This is a genomic window from Idiomarina sp. HB, from assembly GCF_048059115.1.
In the GTDB taxonomy this organism is placed as follows: Bacteria; Pseudomonadota; Gammaproteobacteria; order Enterobacterales; family Alteromonadaceae; genus Idiomarina; species Idiomarina abyssalis.
Genome location: NZ_JAYLVU010000002.1, coordinates 259,834 through 272,218, shown reverse-complemented (window position 1 = coordinate 272,218; position 12,385 = coordinate 259,834). Strand labels below are relative to the sequence as shown.

Sequence of the window (12,385 nt, the reverse complement as noted above, 5' to 3'; positions counted from 1 at the left end):
ATCGAGTAGAATGTTGACTAATTTCATCATCGAAAACACCGAGCAATGAGGCCCATTATGACTCCTACGATAAAACCTTTGGTATTGTTGATTCTTGACGGCTGGGGTTACCGTGAAGATGCACCGGATAACGCCATTGCAAAAGCCAATACACCGGTTATGGATCGTTTATGGAAGCAATACCCTCATTGTTTAGTCGATGGTTCAGGGGGCGCAGTTGGTTTGCCGGACGGCCAAATGGGCAACTCCGAGGTTGGTCATGTTAATTTGGGCGCTGGTCGCATCGTTTACCAGGATTTTACCCGCATCAGTAAAGCTATTTCTGACCGCAGCTTTTTCAGCAACACTGTACTGTGTGACGCATTAAATAAGACCGGAACAGCTAATGGTGCCGTTCATATTATGGGTCTGTTGTCTCCGGGCGGCGTACACAGCCACGAAGACCACCTGGTCGCTATGGTAGAAATGGCTATCGAACAAGGTGCAGATGATGTCTACTTGCACGCGTTTTTAGATGGCCGGGACACGCCGCCAAAATCCGCCCTGGCGTCTATTGAGCGCTTTGAAGCTTTATTTGCCCGTTTGGGTAAAGGCCGTTTCGCCACCTTAAACGGTCGTTTCTTTGCCATGGACAGAGATAAACGCTGGGAACGCATTGAACAGTCTTACAAAGCAATTTACCACGGCCTCTCCGGGGTTACTTCACCGAATGCCACAGACGCATTAGAAGACGCATACGAGCGCGGAGAAACCGATGAATTCGTTACTCCGGTCGTCATTGGCCAACCTGCACCATTGAAAAACGGTGACTCTGTTTTCTTTATGAACTTCCGTGCCGACCGCGCCCGCGAAATGACTCAGGCTTTTATTGATAATGATTTCGACGGTTTTGACCGCGGATCACGGATCGAACTCAGCGACTTTGTCATGCTGACTCAGTACGCCGACACATTAAAAACACCTTGTGCTTTCCCGCCGGAACCATTGAATAACGTGCTGGGTGAGTGGTTATCTAAACATGACAAAACACAATTACGCATCTCAGAAACGGAAAAGTACGCACACGTCACCTTCTTTTTCAGCGGCGGCCGCGAACAGGAGTTTGAAGGAGAAAAACGCGTTCTGATACCATCTCCTAAGGTGAAAACTTACGACTTACAGCCAGAAATGAGCTCGGAACAGCTCACTGATGAGCTGGTTGAAGCCATTGAGTCTCAAGCCTTTGATGTGGTTATTTGCAACTACCCTAATGGCGACATGGTTGGCCATACAGGCAACTTCGATGCGGCCGTTAAGGCTTGTGAAGCTGTCGACCACAGCGTTGGCCGTGTGGTATCGGCTTTAGAGGCTGTTGGTGGTGAATGCCTGATAACTGCAGACCATGGCAACGCTGAGCAAATGAGTGATGCAACAACCGGCCAGGCGCACACAGCTCACACTAATGAGCTGGTTCCTTTCATCTATGTTGGTCGTCCCGCTAAGGCACAAAATGGGCGTTTATCCGATGTCGCACCCACAATTTTGCATTTAATGGGCATGGAGCAGCCTGACGAAATGACCGGCACCCCGCTCATGTTGTTAGAGCAGGAATAGGACAAACTTATGCAGCTACCGGTGTTCTTGCTGATTGTTCTGGGGTTATTGGTCAACCCGGCAGTAGCTCAGGACTACAGTGAAGACGACAAAGCCTCTACGGAGGCCGAAATAGCTGCTGTCAAAGAAGAACTGGCAGAACGCCTGCAGGCCATAGAAGAGCGTAACGCGGAACTAAGCTCAACCGAGCAACAGCTCCGCGACCTGGAAATAAGAACAGCAGAAGTCGCCGGCTCACTGCGTAAAACCCAAACTAAGCTCGATAGCGTCAATGCTGAAATTGCTGAGTCAGAGCGTAAGCGCAAAGAACTTCAGCAAAAGCAGAAGCAACAAATGGCGTTATTAGAAGATCAGCTCGTTTCCGCCTATATGAACGGCGACCATGACTTCCTAAAAATGCTGTTAAACCAGCAGGATCCCGGTCAATTCGAAAGAATGCTGAGTTATTACCAGTACTTCAACACCGCGAGAGTTGAAGAAATTAAGGTCATTAAGAGTACCCAGCAGGAAATTGTCGCGCTTACCGAAGAGTTAAAACAGCAGCAAAACCAATTAGCCGCTTTACGGCAGCAACAGGAAGAACAGCGTTCTCAGCTTGAGCAACAACAACATCGTCAGGAAGAAAAGTTAGCGGAGCTGCAACAGCAACAACGTAAAGACCGTTCACGCGTGGGACAACTGGAACAAAGCCGGGATCAGTTGGAGCAGGTATTGAGCGCCATAGAAAACGCTCTGGCCCAACAAAAAGACGTGCAACTGGTTGGCTTACAGTCAGTCAAAAACCAATTACGCTGGCCAAGTGACGGCGATGTAAAGCGGGTGTTCGGTCAACGCCGAGAAGGTCCGGTTGACTGGAAAGGCGTTCTAATAGAAGGCAGTAACGGACAGCCCGTTCGCTCAATTGCTAATGGCCGGGTGGTATACGCAGACTGGCTACGCGGATTTGGTTTAGTCATTGTGGTTGATCATGGGCAAAGTTACATGAGCCTTTATGGTCACAACCAGACATTAACGAAAGCCGTTGGTGACAAAGTTCGCAAAGACGAGGAAATTGCACTTATGGGGCAGTCCGGCTCGCGTAACAGCCCTACGTTATACTTCGAAATACGCCACCAGGGGCGTCCGCAAAACCCAAGTAACTGGATACGCTGATGCTACGCCTTCTTGCGACTCTGGCTTTACTTACTTGCTTGGCAGCTCCGGTTTCTGCCGGCAAGATAGCTATTGTTATTGACGACATAGGTAATCACAAGAATGACTTAAAAGCGGCGCTTTTACCGGGCAATGTCAGTTTTGCCGTGCTGCCATACACCCCCTACGCCCGGGCTTTTGCATTACGTGCACACCACCAGCAAAAGCAAGTGCTTTTACACATGCCAATGGAAGCAATAGAAAACGACCGGCCCGGTCCGGGTGTGGTCACCGCCGACATGAGCAACGCGCAAATAAAGCTGCAGCTGGTTAACGCTCTCGACTCGATTCCTTACGTGACCGGAGTGAATAACCATATGGGCAGTAAACTGACTCAGCTACCCATGCCCATGCAAGCTGTTATGGAAACATTAGCAGCCCGCAAACTCTTTTTTATTGATAGTCGGACGTCGGAATTTAGTGTGGCTGAACAAATTGCCGGACAGTTTGGAGTCAGGACCTCTCGCCGCCATGTCTTTCTTGATAACGAAGTTGACCAAGATTATCTGCAACAGCAGTTTGACCAGTTGCTTCGTTTAGCCAAGCGAGACGGTCAGGCCATTGGCATTGGTCACCCCTACCCAGAAACCTTGAGCTTTCTTAAGCAGCATTTACCTGAATTGCAAAAGCAGGGAATTGAGTTGGTGTTCGTTTCTGAGCTAACTCAGGCGACTAACCAGAACGGGTATCTTCTTCCAGTGACGTCAGCAAAATAATTGCCTGCTCGCGGCTTTCACCGCAAATCTCTCTATCCGCTGAAAACTCACCACACACGGCGGGCCGTTCCGGCTTACCAAACAGCCGGCATAAATTATCATCGTCGAGTTGGACACAGCGCACACCCGCCGGCTTGCCATTTGGCATGCCGGGGATAGGAGAACTAATAGAAGGAGCTATGCAGCAAGCACCGCAACCAATGCGGCACTTCATTTAGCTCATTGCGAGACGAAGTTTCTTCATCGCGTTCTGTTCAAGCTGACGAACGCGCTCTGCCGATACTTCGTATTTTGCTGCTAAGTCATGCAGCGTGGTTTTATCTTCAGACAGCCAACGCGACTGAACGATATCCTGACTACGCTCATCCAGGTGACTCATAGCACCCAGTAGTTTCTGCTGTGTATGACTTTCGTAGTCTTCGGCTTCAATTTCTGCCGCTAAATCGGAACGCTTGTCTTCCAGATACATCGCTGGAGAGTAGGCACTGCCTTCTTTCGAGTCATCGTCGTCGGAGCTTAGCTCAAAGGCCTGGTCGTGAGCACTCATGCGGGATTCCATTTCCAGCACTTCTTTCGTGCTGACACCCAGCTCATCGGCAACAGTTTCAACTTCTTTCTGGCTAAACCAACCTAAACGTTTTTTCATTTTACGCAGGTTAAAGAACAACTTACGCTGTGCTTTTGTGGTTGCCACTTTTACAACGCGCCAGTTACGCAGCACGTATTCATGAATTTCTGCTTTAATCCAGTGAACAGCAAATGACACCAAACGCACGCCCACAGATGGGTCAAAGCGTTTAACGGCTTTCATCAGGCCAATATTGCCTTCCTGAATTAAATCGGCTTGCGGCAGACCATAACCTGAATAACTACGGGCTACGTGCACCACAAAGCGGAGATGCGACATGATGAGCTCTTTCGCAGCATCGAGGTCACTGTTCTCATAAAGTCTTGTTGCCAACGCCTTTTCTTTTTCGGCGGTGAGCATAGGAATACGGTTGACTGACTGAATATACCCGTCCAGTCCTCTCCCTTGGGGAACCGATAATGCCATGGTGTTTAATTCAGTGCTCATTTAACAACCTCTACTTAAAATACCGACTTAAATTACTGCCTTTCAGTCAGCTTCTAAGACCCTTTTAGAGTCTAAAAGTTCCATTATGATCGTTGTCGATCAGGTGATTTAGTATAACTAAGCCTATGGCTTTCGCAACCCTATTTTATTCAGGCTCAATACTCTGTATATGACGTCTTACAGCCAAGTAAGAACCGGCTAAACCCAGGCCAACGGCAATCAACCATATAATCAATAATTCGCCTAACGTCAGACCGTTTAATTGAAACGGCGTTTCGTAAAGTTCGGTTAAATCTACTACGGCACTTTCAACCCACCAGATCAATAAGGCGGTTGCCAACCAGGCCACCAACCCGCCGATAATTCCGTACCAAACGCCCGTGTATAAAAAAGGGCGCTGAATAAAGGCGTTAGTAGCTCCCACCAGCTTCATCACCATAATTTCGTCACGCTTAGACAAAATGTTCAGTCGAATGGTGTTACCAACAATAAGAACAACCGACAGGCAAAGCACCACTGCCAGGGCTCCAAGAATATCTTCAATTAAATTGAGAATACCCTCCAGCCTGTTAAGCCACTCCAGATCCATTTTCGCGTAAGCCACTTCTCGCTGTTTTTCCAGCCGGTTTAACAGCTCCTTTGCCCGCTGCGGCGAGCGATGTGACTCAGCCGGAATAACCACCAGCACATCCGGCAGCGGATTCGACGAAAGGTAATCCAGGGTTTCACCAAAGCCTGATTGCTCTTTAAAGTCTTGCAAGCCCTGCTCTTTAGGAATTAAGCGAACCGATTCAACGCCTTCTGAGAGTTCGGTTTGCGTTTTTAATGTGTCGACCTCGGATTGCTGCAGATCCTTTTTTAAGAACAGGGTGACTTCCGAGGCTTCCTGCCAGTTGTCAGCAATACTGGTGGTGTTTTTCACTAAAACATACAGTGATGACGGCAAAGTCAGGCTCAGCCCCAACACCGCCATGGTCATAAACGAAGCAAACGGATTGCGCCACAACTCGCCTAAACTGGCGATGGCTTGTTGAGCATGATGCACCGGCACCATGATTAAACGTCGCCACCAGGGCAAACGTCCGCGGCTACTTGCGCCCTTTTCTATACTGCGGTTACGGAACAATAAACTCATAGTTCACTGTCCTCCAGGCCATCGTTAATCATACGCCCGTCTTTTAAGGTTAAAGTACGGTAGCGTAAACGTGCGATGAGGCCCAGGTCGTGGGTCGCTATGAGCACAGCAACACCCACTTTATTGAACTCTTCAAACAGCCGGATAATCTCCATCGACAGCTTAGGATCAAGGTTACCGGTGGGCTCATCAGCCAATAGCAAGGGTGGCTTGGTGACAATAGCGCGGGCAATACCTACTCGTTGCTGCTCACCGCCGGACAACATCTGTGGATAATGCTTCACCTTGTCGGCTATACCGACTTTTTCCAGCGCGGCAACAACACGTTTGCGCGCTTCCTGAACACTGTAGCCTTCGATAATAAGTGGCAGCGCAACGTTATCGAACACCGTTTTATCCATTAACAAACGGTGATCCTGGAAAATCATACCAATGTCACGACGCACATAAGGCACTTGCGAAGGCTTAATCTTTCGCAAATCGTGCCCGTTAATCAGTACCCGGCCTGCGGTTGGCCTTTCCATTAGACTGATCAGTTTGAGCAGCGTACTTTTACCCGCTCCGGAATGACCGGTTAAAAAGGCCATCTCACCCGGTTCTACGTGAAAGTCGACATGGCTCAGTGCCTGATGGCCTCCACGGTAGGTTTTACTGACTTGCTCAAAGCGGATCATCTTTAACTCGCTGTTGTTTCTTCTGATTCGTCTACGTTACGGTCAAATAGCGCCGCGATAAAGTCTTTTGCCACAAAAGGCCGTAAATCTTCTAAACTTTCACCCACCCCAATATAGCGAATAGGAATGGCGAATTGATCTGCGACCGCGAAAATCACCCCACCTTTTGCGGTACCGTCGAGCTTGGTCATCACAATACCCGAAACGCCTACGGCCTCGGTAAAAAGCTTCGCCTGACTAATAGCATTCTGACCGGTACCGGCATCTAGCGTCAGCATCACTTCGTGAGGCGCTTGCGGGTCAAGTTTTTTCATGACCCGAACCAGCTTTTTCAGCTCTTCCATTAAGTTGGCTTTATTCTGCAGGCGCCCGGCTGTATCCGCAATAAGCACATCAACATCGCGTGCCTTGGCGGCCTGCAGCGCATCATAAAGAACCGATGCACTATCAGCACCGGTATGCTGAGCAATAACCGGAATGTCGTTACGCTCGCCCCACACCTGCAGCTGTTCTACCGCCGCCGCACGGAAGGTATCACCGGCGGCCAGCATTACCGACTTACCTTCAGCTTTAAATTGCTTAGCCAGCTTACCAATAGTGGTGGTTTTACCCACGCCATTGACGCCGGTCATTAAAATAACAAAAGGTGAGCCGGACTCAGGTATTTCCAGACGTTTATCGACGGGCTTTAAAATTTCAGCTAACTGCTCTTGTAATAACTCGTACAAAGCTTCCGCATCTTTTAGTTGTTTGCGGTCGGCCTGTTTAGTCAGGTTATCGATAATTTTGGTGGTGGTCGCGACGCCGAGGTCCGCCATGAGTAACTGAGTTTCGAGCTCTTCGAACAGGTCATCGTCAATTTTCTTACCGCGGAATACGCCAATAAGACCTGAACCGATAGACCCGGAAGTTCTGCGTAAACCCTGAGTCAGGCGTGCCCAGAAACCTTTCTTCTCACCCTTCTCTTTCGGCGCGACTTCGGTTGGTTCAGGTTTATGTTCAGGTTTAGCTTCTGGTTTAGCTTCTGGTTTAGTTTCTGACTCTGGCTCTGGTTCAACTGCGGGCTCAGGTTCGGTAACCGACTCAGGCTGAGCGGCTTCCCTCGCTTCTGGTGCGTATTTCGACGCGTGTGATTCAGCGGTAACTTGCGCGCAGTCTTCCGCCGCGCTGGGCAACTCTTCGCGTGTCTCGGTTCTTTCTGGTTCCGGCTCGTCATGAGGCTTAGATTCAGGCTCAGACTCTGATTCAGGCTCTGGCTGCTCCTGTTCTTCTACTACCGCATCTTCTTTTTTCTCTTCGGCCTCAGGTGCCTTTTCATTACGCTTTTTCTTAAACAGCGAAAACATCGACATATTGGTTTCCTTGGAACTGACACGCAGGAATCGTTAAACTATAGGCTTTAGTTTACCATGCTGTTAACAAACTGACGACGGTCTGAATGAAGGAAGCCAAAGAGTGAGACAAAAACGCCAGACAAGCGCCAGCGGCGACTATCGGATTATTGGCGGACAATGGCGCGGCAGGCGTTTACCTGTTGCCGACAGCCCCGGTTTACGACCCACCACAGACCGAGTACGCGAAACTCTGTTTAACTGGCTACAGTGGGACATTACAGACGCCCGGGTGCTGGACTTATTTGCCGGCAGTGGCAGCTTAGGTTTCGAAGCGGCATCGCGCGGAGCGGCTCAGGTTACTTTGATAGAAGCGGTAAAGTCCGTCAGCCAGCAGTTACAGAATAATGTCACCTTGTTAAGCAGCGAAAACATTGATGTTATTACTCATAACGCGCTCGACTGGCTGCAAACTCAATCCGCTGAAGCATACGACATCGTTTTTATCGATCCGCCGTTTCGTGAAGGACTGGCCGATAAAACGCTGAAACTGCTGGATGAAGGTAAATGGCTGGCCGCCGACAATCAGGTGTATCTGGAAACAGAAAAGGAATGGCCATTGAAATTACCCGCAAACTGGCGTGTGACCAAGGAGAAAACTCACGGGCAAGTTTGCTTTCGCTTACTGACTAAGGACATAGCATGAAAGTTATTATTGTTGCCGGCAAAGTGGTTTTTGCCGCTATTTGGCTGGGTCTTTTTGCTCTGCTTGCAGGGGCAAACGGCGAACTCAGCACCCAGTCCATTGGTTTGCTGAGCTTGTTATTAGCCGTTATGGTTATTACTCACCTGCTGCTGCTTGGTATTTTTGTTGCCACCATGAAAGAGGTCTTTCCCTGGCGCAAAGGCGACAGCTGGCAAATTCTGGCCTTTGGCATTTTCGCCTGGCTGTCTATTCTTCAGCGTCCAAAGCCAGACCAAGGTTCGACACCCCCTCGTCCTTGAGCATCATTTTTAACTGGCTTACCAAAGCCTTGTTTACCGCAGGCTGTTGTTCAAGAAAGTTGAGCATAGCCTGCTGAATAGCAACTTCGTATTCCATTAATTCATGGTTCTGAACGTGTTCTTTTAATTGCTCGGTTCCCACTTCTTCGGCGTCATTGAGTTCGATAAACTTCGCCACGCTGGCTTGCGATATTTTTGCCACATCCAGAAAATTAGACGCGTTATCGTCCAGCAGCCCTTGCAACAACGTACTCAACGCTGTGCAGGCATCCATTGCCGGGTAGACACCCAACATATCGTGTCCGTATTCACTCGGGGTTTGCTCGTCGACTTTTTCCTGCCAGCGGGCAAAATTCACTTTGGTTTTCTTCGGGTTGGCCACCCAATCCCAGCAGGCATTTAAGGTGCCATGCAAGGGTTTGCTGTCACCAAAGCCGGTTAACTGATGAAAGAAGTCGTAATTAGGAACCATGCGTTCGCACAAATATAACGCCATAACAATTTGCTGTTCACGCGGCAGTTCGCGTATGCGCTGAAAGGTATCGAGTTGACTCACGTTCCGGCTCCAGACAGTGTATGCTTATCACTGTGTCGTTTTATTCGTTAAGGGTCCGTATTATGCCGAAGTTATCGCTCCCCTGCCATGCCGATGTTGTGCAAGCCCGTCAGAGAATCAATAGCTACACCGTCAAGACGCCTGTACTGACTAACCCTGCTTTAAATCAGCAATTAGGCTGCGAATTATTTTTCAAATGTGAAAATTTACAACGTACCGGGGCTTTTAAGTTCCGTGGTGCCACTAACGCGCTACTTAAACTTAGCCCGGAGCAGCGCCAGCAAGGGGTTATTACGGTGTCTTCGGGCAATCATGGTGCGGCATTAGCTCATGCAGGTAAAGCTTTGGGTGTAAAAGTAAAAGTCGGCGTACCCACTAATGCTCCCACAATAAAACGGCAAAATATTGAAGCCGGTGGTGCTGAAATTACTGATATTGAACCGGGTATGGCCGCGCGTGAAGCTATTGTTGCCAAGTGGCAAAAAGAAGGCGAAAGTCACTTTATACCGCCTTATGATCATGCCGACATTATTGCTGGTCAGGGCACAGCAACACTTGAGTTACTGGAGCAAACGGACGCACTGGACGCGGTAATAACGCCACTGGGCGGCGGAGGTCTGCTTTCAGGCGCCTGTCTTGCCTGTGACGGTACCGAAATACAAGTGTTCGGAGCGGAGCCGGAATTAGCAAATGACGCTTTCTTGTCATTGAAAGCCGGAGAGCGGCAGTCGGCATTACCTGCGAAAAGCCTGTGCGATGGCCTACTGACTCAAGTTGGCGAATTGCCTTTTGCCATTATTCAGCAACGTATCAGCGATATATTAGTCTTGAAGGATGAAGACACTCTAAGCGCCATGCAGCTGATTTGGCATCATCTGAAAATTATCGTCGAACCGTCTTCTGCTATTGCCTTAGCTGCGGTTATACAAAATAAAGCGCTGTTTGAAGGCAAACGAGTTGGCTTGGTGCTGAGTGGCGGTAACGTTGCGGCACAGCCGGAAGATACAAAGCTGCGCCAATAGTCGATGCTATTTCACAACTTAGGTTGCGAAAATTTGACTGTCGTCGTTGAAGGTTTTGAATTCCAGCGCGTTACCGCAATAATCGTAGAAGAACATGGTGCCCTGCTCACCCGGTTTGCCTTTAAACCGAATATAGGGCTCTATAACAAACTCAATATTCGCGGCTTTTACACGTTCAGCCAGTGCTTCCCAGTCATCGCGCAATAAGACGACGCCAAAGTGCGGAACGGGAACGGAGTGACCATCAACGCCACTGTGATTTTTTACACCAGCAACATCGGGCGCTACATGAGTCACAAACTGGTGACCAAAGAAGTTCCAGTCTATCCATTCGTCACTGCTGCGTCCCTGTGACAGCCCTAGCACATCACCGTAAAACGACCGTGCATTATCGAGAGAGCTGACAGGAATGGCTAAATGAAAGGGCCGTACATTGGTTGTATCTGACATACTGCTAATTTGCCTTCACTCTTAATGACTAAATTAATGACTGAGTTTTGCCGCAATGTTTTGTGGTGAGCTGGTTTGCGGCGAACGGCGCCACATTCTGACACCAATAGCGAACACTAAAAGCGCCCAGTTTACCGGAGGAATAAAACCCGCGGTTAAAACCGCCAACAAATTCCACAGTGGCTTTTTCTGATGCTGGCCCACTAAAGTGTAAAACAATAGAGCGGCTACGAGTCCTTGGAGTACCATGAGGCTCAATAGCATAAGTCTTTCCTTCTCGTTATTTATGCAACGCTTTTGCGTTTTTATTTTTGTTTTCGATCAGTTTTTACTGATAGGTAAAGACTACTGAATTATGACGAAAGTGTAAAACTTTGTATAAATCTTTGAATTTAAAAACAAAAAACCGACCAAAAGGCCGGTTTTTTATATTAAGCGTTATATTTTTAATCGTTGGTGGCGATTAAAATGCGTTTAGCGCCTTGTCTAAATCGGCTTTCAGATCATCAAGATCTTCAATACCAACCGATACGCGAACAAAGTTATCCAGAATGCCTAACTTCTCGCGGTTTTCTTTTGGCACTGACGCGTGCGTCATAATAGCCGGATGCTCAATGAGCGACTCAACGCCACCTAAGCTTTCCGCCAAGGCGAACACTTCTACCGACTCCAGGAATTTGCGCGCCGCTTCTAAATCGCCTTTCAGCAGAATAGAAATCATGCCGCCAAAGCCCTGCATCTGCTTTTTAGCCAACTCGTGCTGCGGGTGGCTTTCAAGCCCCGGGTAAATCACTTTTTCCACTTTAGGGTGCTGCTCAAGCCACTTGGCCAGTTCCATTGCCGCTTCGTTGTGGTGACGCATACGCAATGCCAGCGTTTTCACGCCTCGCAACGCCAGGTAAGAGTCAAACGGACCGGCAATAGCACCTGCAGAGTTCTGTAAGAACAGCATGCGCTCAACCAGGTCGTCATTGTCGCCAACAACGGCAATACCGCCAACCATGTCTGAATGACCATTTAAGTATTTGGTGGCCGAATGCATAACCATGTCTGCGCCCATTTCCAGCGGACGCTGGTTAAATGGCGTAGCGAAGGTGTTGTCCACCACCACAATAATGTCCGGGTTCTTTTTCTTCGCCAGTTTAACGATGGCTTCTATATCGACCAACTTCAGCATCGGGTTGCTTGGCGTTTCCACCCAGATCATGCGGGTGTTTTCCTGAATGCTGGCTTCCACTGCGCTTAAGTCAGCTAAATCGACATAAGAAAACTTCAGGCCAGCAGAGCGTCCGCGTACTTTATCGAATAAGCGGAAGCTGCCACCGTATAAGTCGTCCATAGCAACGATGTGATCGCCACTGTCCAGCAGTTCAAGAATAGTCGAGGTTGCCGCCATACCAGACGCAAAAGCCAGACCTTGCTTACCGCCCTCTAAAGAAGCAACAGAACGCTCCCAGGCGAAACGCGTTGGATTATGTGAGCGTGAATATTCAAAACCTTTGTGCTGACCCGGGCTTTCCTGTGCGTAGGTTGAGCTGGTGAAAATTGGCGGCATAACCGCGCCTGTTACAGGCTCAGGAGACTGCCCGCCATGAATGGCGCGCGTCGCGAATTTCATTGTTTTTTCATTTGCCATG

At 48.9% G+C, this 12,385-nt stretch carries 15 protein-coding genes; 6 read left to right on the top strand and 9 right to left on the bottom strand.

Annotated elements, in window-relative coordinates; translation table 11 throughout:
- Positions 1-57 precede the first annotated feature (57 nt).
- The 3 genes from gpmI to VBY75_RS07035 are packed head-to-tail and all read left to right on the top strand — an operon-like array spanning position 58 to position 3,500.
- Positions 58-1,593, top strand: coding sequence for a 2,3-bisphosphoglycerate-independent phosphoglycerate mutase (gene gpmI, locus VBY75_RS07045; protein ID WP_416511749.1), 1,536 nt, complete (start codon positions 58-60; stop codon positions 1,591-1,593).
- A gap of 9 nt (positions 1,594-1,602) precedes the next feature.
- Complete coding sequence (locus tag VBY75_RS07040) at positions 1,603-2,745, top strand: murein hydrolase activator EnvC family protein (protein ID WP_416511747.1); 1,143 nt, start codon at positions 1,603-1,605, stop codon at positions 2,743-2,745.
- Complete coding sequence (locus tag VBY75_RS07035; RefSeq protein WP_416511745.1) at positions 2,745-3,500, top strand: divergent polysaccharide deacetylase family protein; 756 nt, start codon at positions 2,745-2,747, stop codon at positions 3,498-3,500. Before VBY75_RS07040 ends, VBY75_RS07035 begins: the two co-directional genes overlap by 1 nt.
- Here the strand turns inward: VBY75_RS07035 and VBY75_RS07030 are convergent.
- From VBY75_RS07030 to ftsY, 5 genes are all read right to left on the bottom strand, one after another.
- Positions 3,457-3,714 carry a YkgJ family cysteine cluster protein gene (locus VBY75_RS07030; protein ID WP_074930797.1) on the bottom strand — a complete coding sequence of 86 codons (258 nt, stop codon included), beginning with the start codon at positions 3,712-3,714 and terminating at the stop codon, positions 3,457-3,459. The two genes, VBY75_RS07035 and VBY75_RS07030, sit on opposite strands and share 44 nt — an antisense overlap.
- Positions 3,715-4,575 (bottom strand): RNA polymerase sigma factor RpoH, encoded by an 861-nt coding sequence (rpoH, locus tag VBY75_RS07025; protein WP_416511743.1) that lies wholly within the window; start codon positions 4,573-4,575, stop codon positions 3,715-3,717.
- Between the two features lie 145 nt (positions 4,576-4,720).
- The gene (gene ftsX / locus VBY75_RS07020) at positions 4,721-5,710 is read right to left on the bottom strand and encodes a permease-like cell division protein FtsX (protein WP_199494474.1); all 990 of its coding nucleotides are present in this window, start codon (positions 5,708-5,710) and stop codon (positions 4,721-4,723) included.
- On the bottom strand, positions 5,707-6,384 hold the full coding sequence (gene ftsE / locus VBY75_RS07015) for a cell division ATP-binding protein FtsE (protein WP_054490892.1): 678 nt from the start codon (positions 6,382-6,384) through the stop codon (positions 5,707-5,709). Before ftsE ends, ftsX begins: the two co-directional genes overlap by 4 nt.
- A 2-nt stretch (positions 6,385-6,386) precedes the next feature.
- Complete coding sequence (gene ftsY, locus VBY75_RS07010; RefSeq protein WP_416511740.1) at positions 6,387-7,736, bottom strand: signal recognition particle-docking protein FtsY; 1,350 nt, start codon at positions 7,734-7,736, stop codon at positions 6,387-6,389.
- A 103-nt stretch (positions 7,737-7,839) separates the two neighbouring features.
- Here ftsY and rsmD point away from each other — a divergent pair, with 103 nt between their 5' ends.
- Both rsmD and VBY75_RS07000 read left to right on the top strand, forming a co-directional pair.
- On the top strand, positions 7,840-8,421 hold the full coding sequence (gene rsmD / locus VBY75_RS07005; RefSeq protein WP_224797720.1) for a 16S rRNA (guanine(966)-N(2))-methyltransferase RsmD: 582 nt from the start codon (positions 7,840-7,842) through the stop codon (positions 8,419-8,421).
- Complete coding sequence (locus VBY75_RS07000) at positions 8,418-8,720, top strand: DUF1145 domain-containing protein (RefSeq protein ID WP_416511738.1); 303 nt, start codon at positions 8,418-8,420, stop codon at positions 8,718-8,720. Before rsmD ends, VBY75_RS07000 begins: the two co-directional genes overlap by 4 nt.
- Here the strand turns inward: VBY75_RS07000 and VBY75_RS06995 are convergent.
- Positions 8,668-9,276: a YjaG family protein gene (locus VBY75_RS06995; protein WP_199494478.1), complete on the bottom strand. Its 609-nt coding sequence runs from the start codon at positions 9,274-9,276 to the stop codon at positions 8,668-8,670. The genes VBY75_RS07000 and VBY75_RS06995 overlap by 53 nt on opposite strands.
- A 62-nt stretch (positions 9,277-9,338) precedes the next feature.
- On the opposite strand from VBY75_RS06995, the gene VBY75_RS06990 reads away from it, so the two are divergent.
- Positions 9,339-10,298: a threonine ammonia-lyase gene (locus tag VBY75_RS06990; protein ID WP_416511736.1), complete on the top strand. Its 960-nt coding sequence runs from the start codon at positions 9,339-9,341 to the stop codon at positions 10,296-10,298.
- An 18-nt stretch (positions 10,299-10,316) separates the two neighbouring features.
- On the opposite strand, the gene VBY75_RS06985 is transcribed toward VBY75_RS06990, so the two are convergent.
- The 3 genes from VBY75_RS06985 to VBY75_RS06975 all read right to left on the bottom strand — a co-directional run bounded on the left by VBY75_RS06985 (position 10,317) and on the right by VBY75_RS06975 (position 12,384).
- The gene (locus VBY75_RS06985; RefSeq protein WP_199494480.1) at positions 10,317-10,748 is read right to left on the bottom strand and encodes a VOC family protein; all 432 of its coding nucleotides are present in this window, start codon (positions 10,746-10,748) and stop codon (positions 10,317-10,319) included.
- A gap of 33 nt (positions 10,749-10,781) precedes the next feature.
- The gene (locus tag VBY75_RS06980) at positions 10,782-11,012 is read right to left on the bottom strand and encodes a hypothetical protein (protein ID WP_054490906.1); all 231 of its coding nucleotides are present in this window, start codon (positions 11,010-11,012) and stop codon (positions 10,782-10,784) included.
- Positions 11,013-11,211: 199 nt separating this feature from the next.
- Entirely contained in the window at positions 11,212-12,384 is a 1,173-nt protein-coding gene (locus VBY75_RS06975) for a cystathionine gamma-synthase (RefSeq protein ID WP_416511733.1), read from the bottom strand.
- Position 12,385 lies beyond the last annotated feature (1 nt).

Bases quoted from the DNA above. Each gene is read 5' to 3' on its own strand.
- gpmI (WP_416511749.1), top strand. From the start codon at position 58: ATGACTCCTACGATAAAACCTTTGGTATTGTTGATTCTTGACGGCTGG.
- VBY75_RS07040 (WP_416511747.1), top strand. From the start codon at position 1,603: ATGCAGCTACCGGTGTTCTTGCTGATTGTTCTGGGGTTATTGGTCAAC.
- VBY75_RS07035 (WP_416511745.1), top strand. From the start codon at position 2,745: ATGCTACGCCTTCTTGCGACTCTGGCTTTACTTACTTGCTTGGCAGCT.
- VBY75_RS07030 (WP_074930797.1), bottom strand. From the start codon at position 3,714: ATGAAGTGCCGCATTGGTTGCGGTGCTTGCTGCATAGCTCCTTCTATT.
- rpoH (WP_416511743.1), bottom strand. From the start codon at position 4,575: ATGAGCACTGAATTAAACACCATGGCATTATCGGTTCCCCAAGGGAGA.
- ftsX (WP_199494474.1), bottom strand. From the start codon at position 5,710: ATGAGTTTATTGTTCCGTAACCGCAGTATAGAAAAGGGCGCAAGTAGC.
- ftsE (WP_054490892.1), bottom strand. From the start codon at position 6,384: ATGATCCGCTTTGAGCAAGTCAGTAAAACCTACCGTGGAGGCCATCAG.
- ftsY (WP_416511740.1), bottom strand. From the start codon at position 7,736: ATGTCGATGTTTTCGCTGTTTAAGAAAAAGCGTAATGAAAAGGCACCT.
- VBY75_RS07000 (WP_416511738.1), top strand. From the start codon at position 8,418: ATGAAAGTTATTATTGTTGCCGGCAAAGTGGTTTTTGCCGCTATTTGG.
- VBY75_RS06990 (WP_416511736.1), top strand. From the start codon at position 9,339: ATGCCGAAGTTATCGCTCCCCTGCCATGCCGATGTTGTGCAAGCCCGT.
- VBY75_RS06985 (WP_199494480.1), bottom strand. From the start codon at position 10,748: ATGTCAGATACAACCAATGTACGGCCCTTTCATTTAGCCATTCCTGTC.
- VBY75_RS06980 (WP_054490906.1), bottom strand. From the start codon at position 11,012: ATGCTATTGAGCCTCATGGTACTCCAAGGACTCGTAGCCGCTCTATTG.
- VBY75_RS06975 (WP_416511733.1), bottom strand. From the start codon at position 12,384: ATGGCAAATGAAAAAACAATGAAATTCGCGACGCGCGCCATTCATGGC.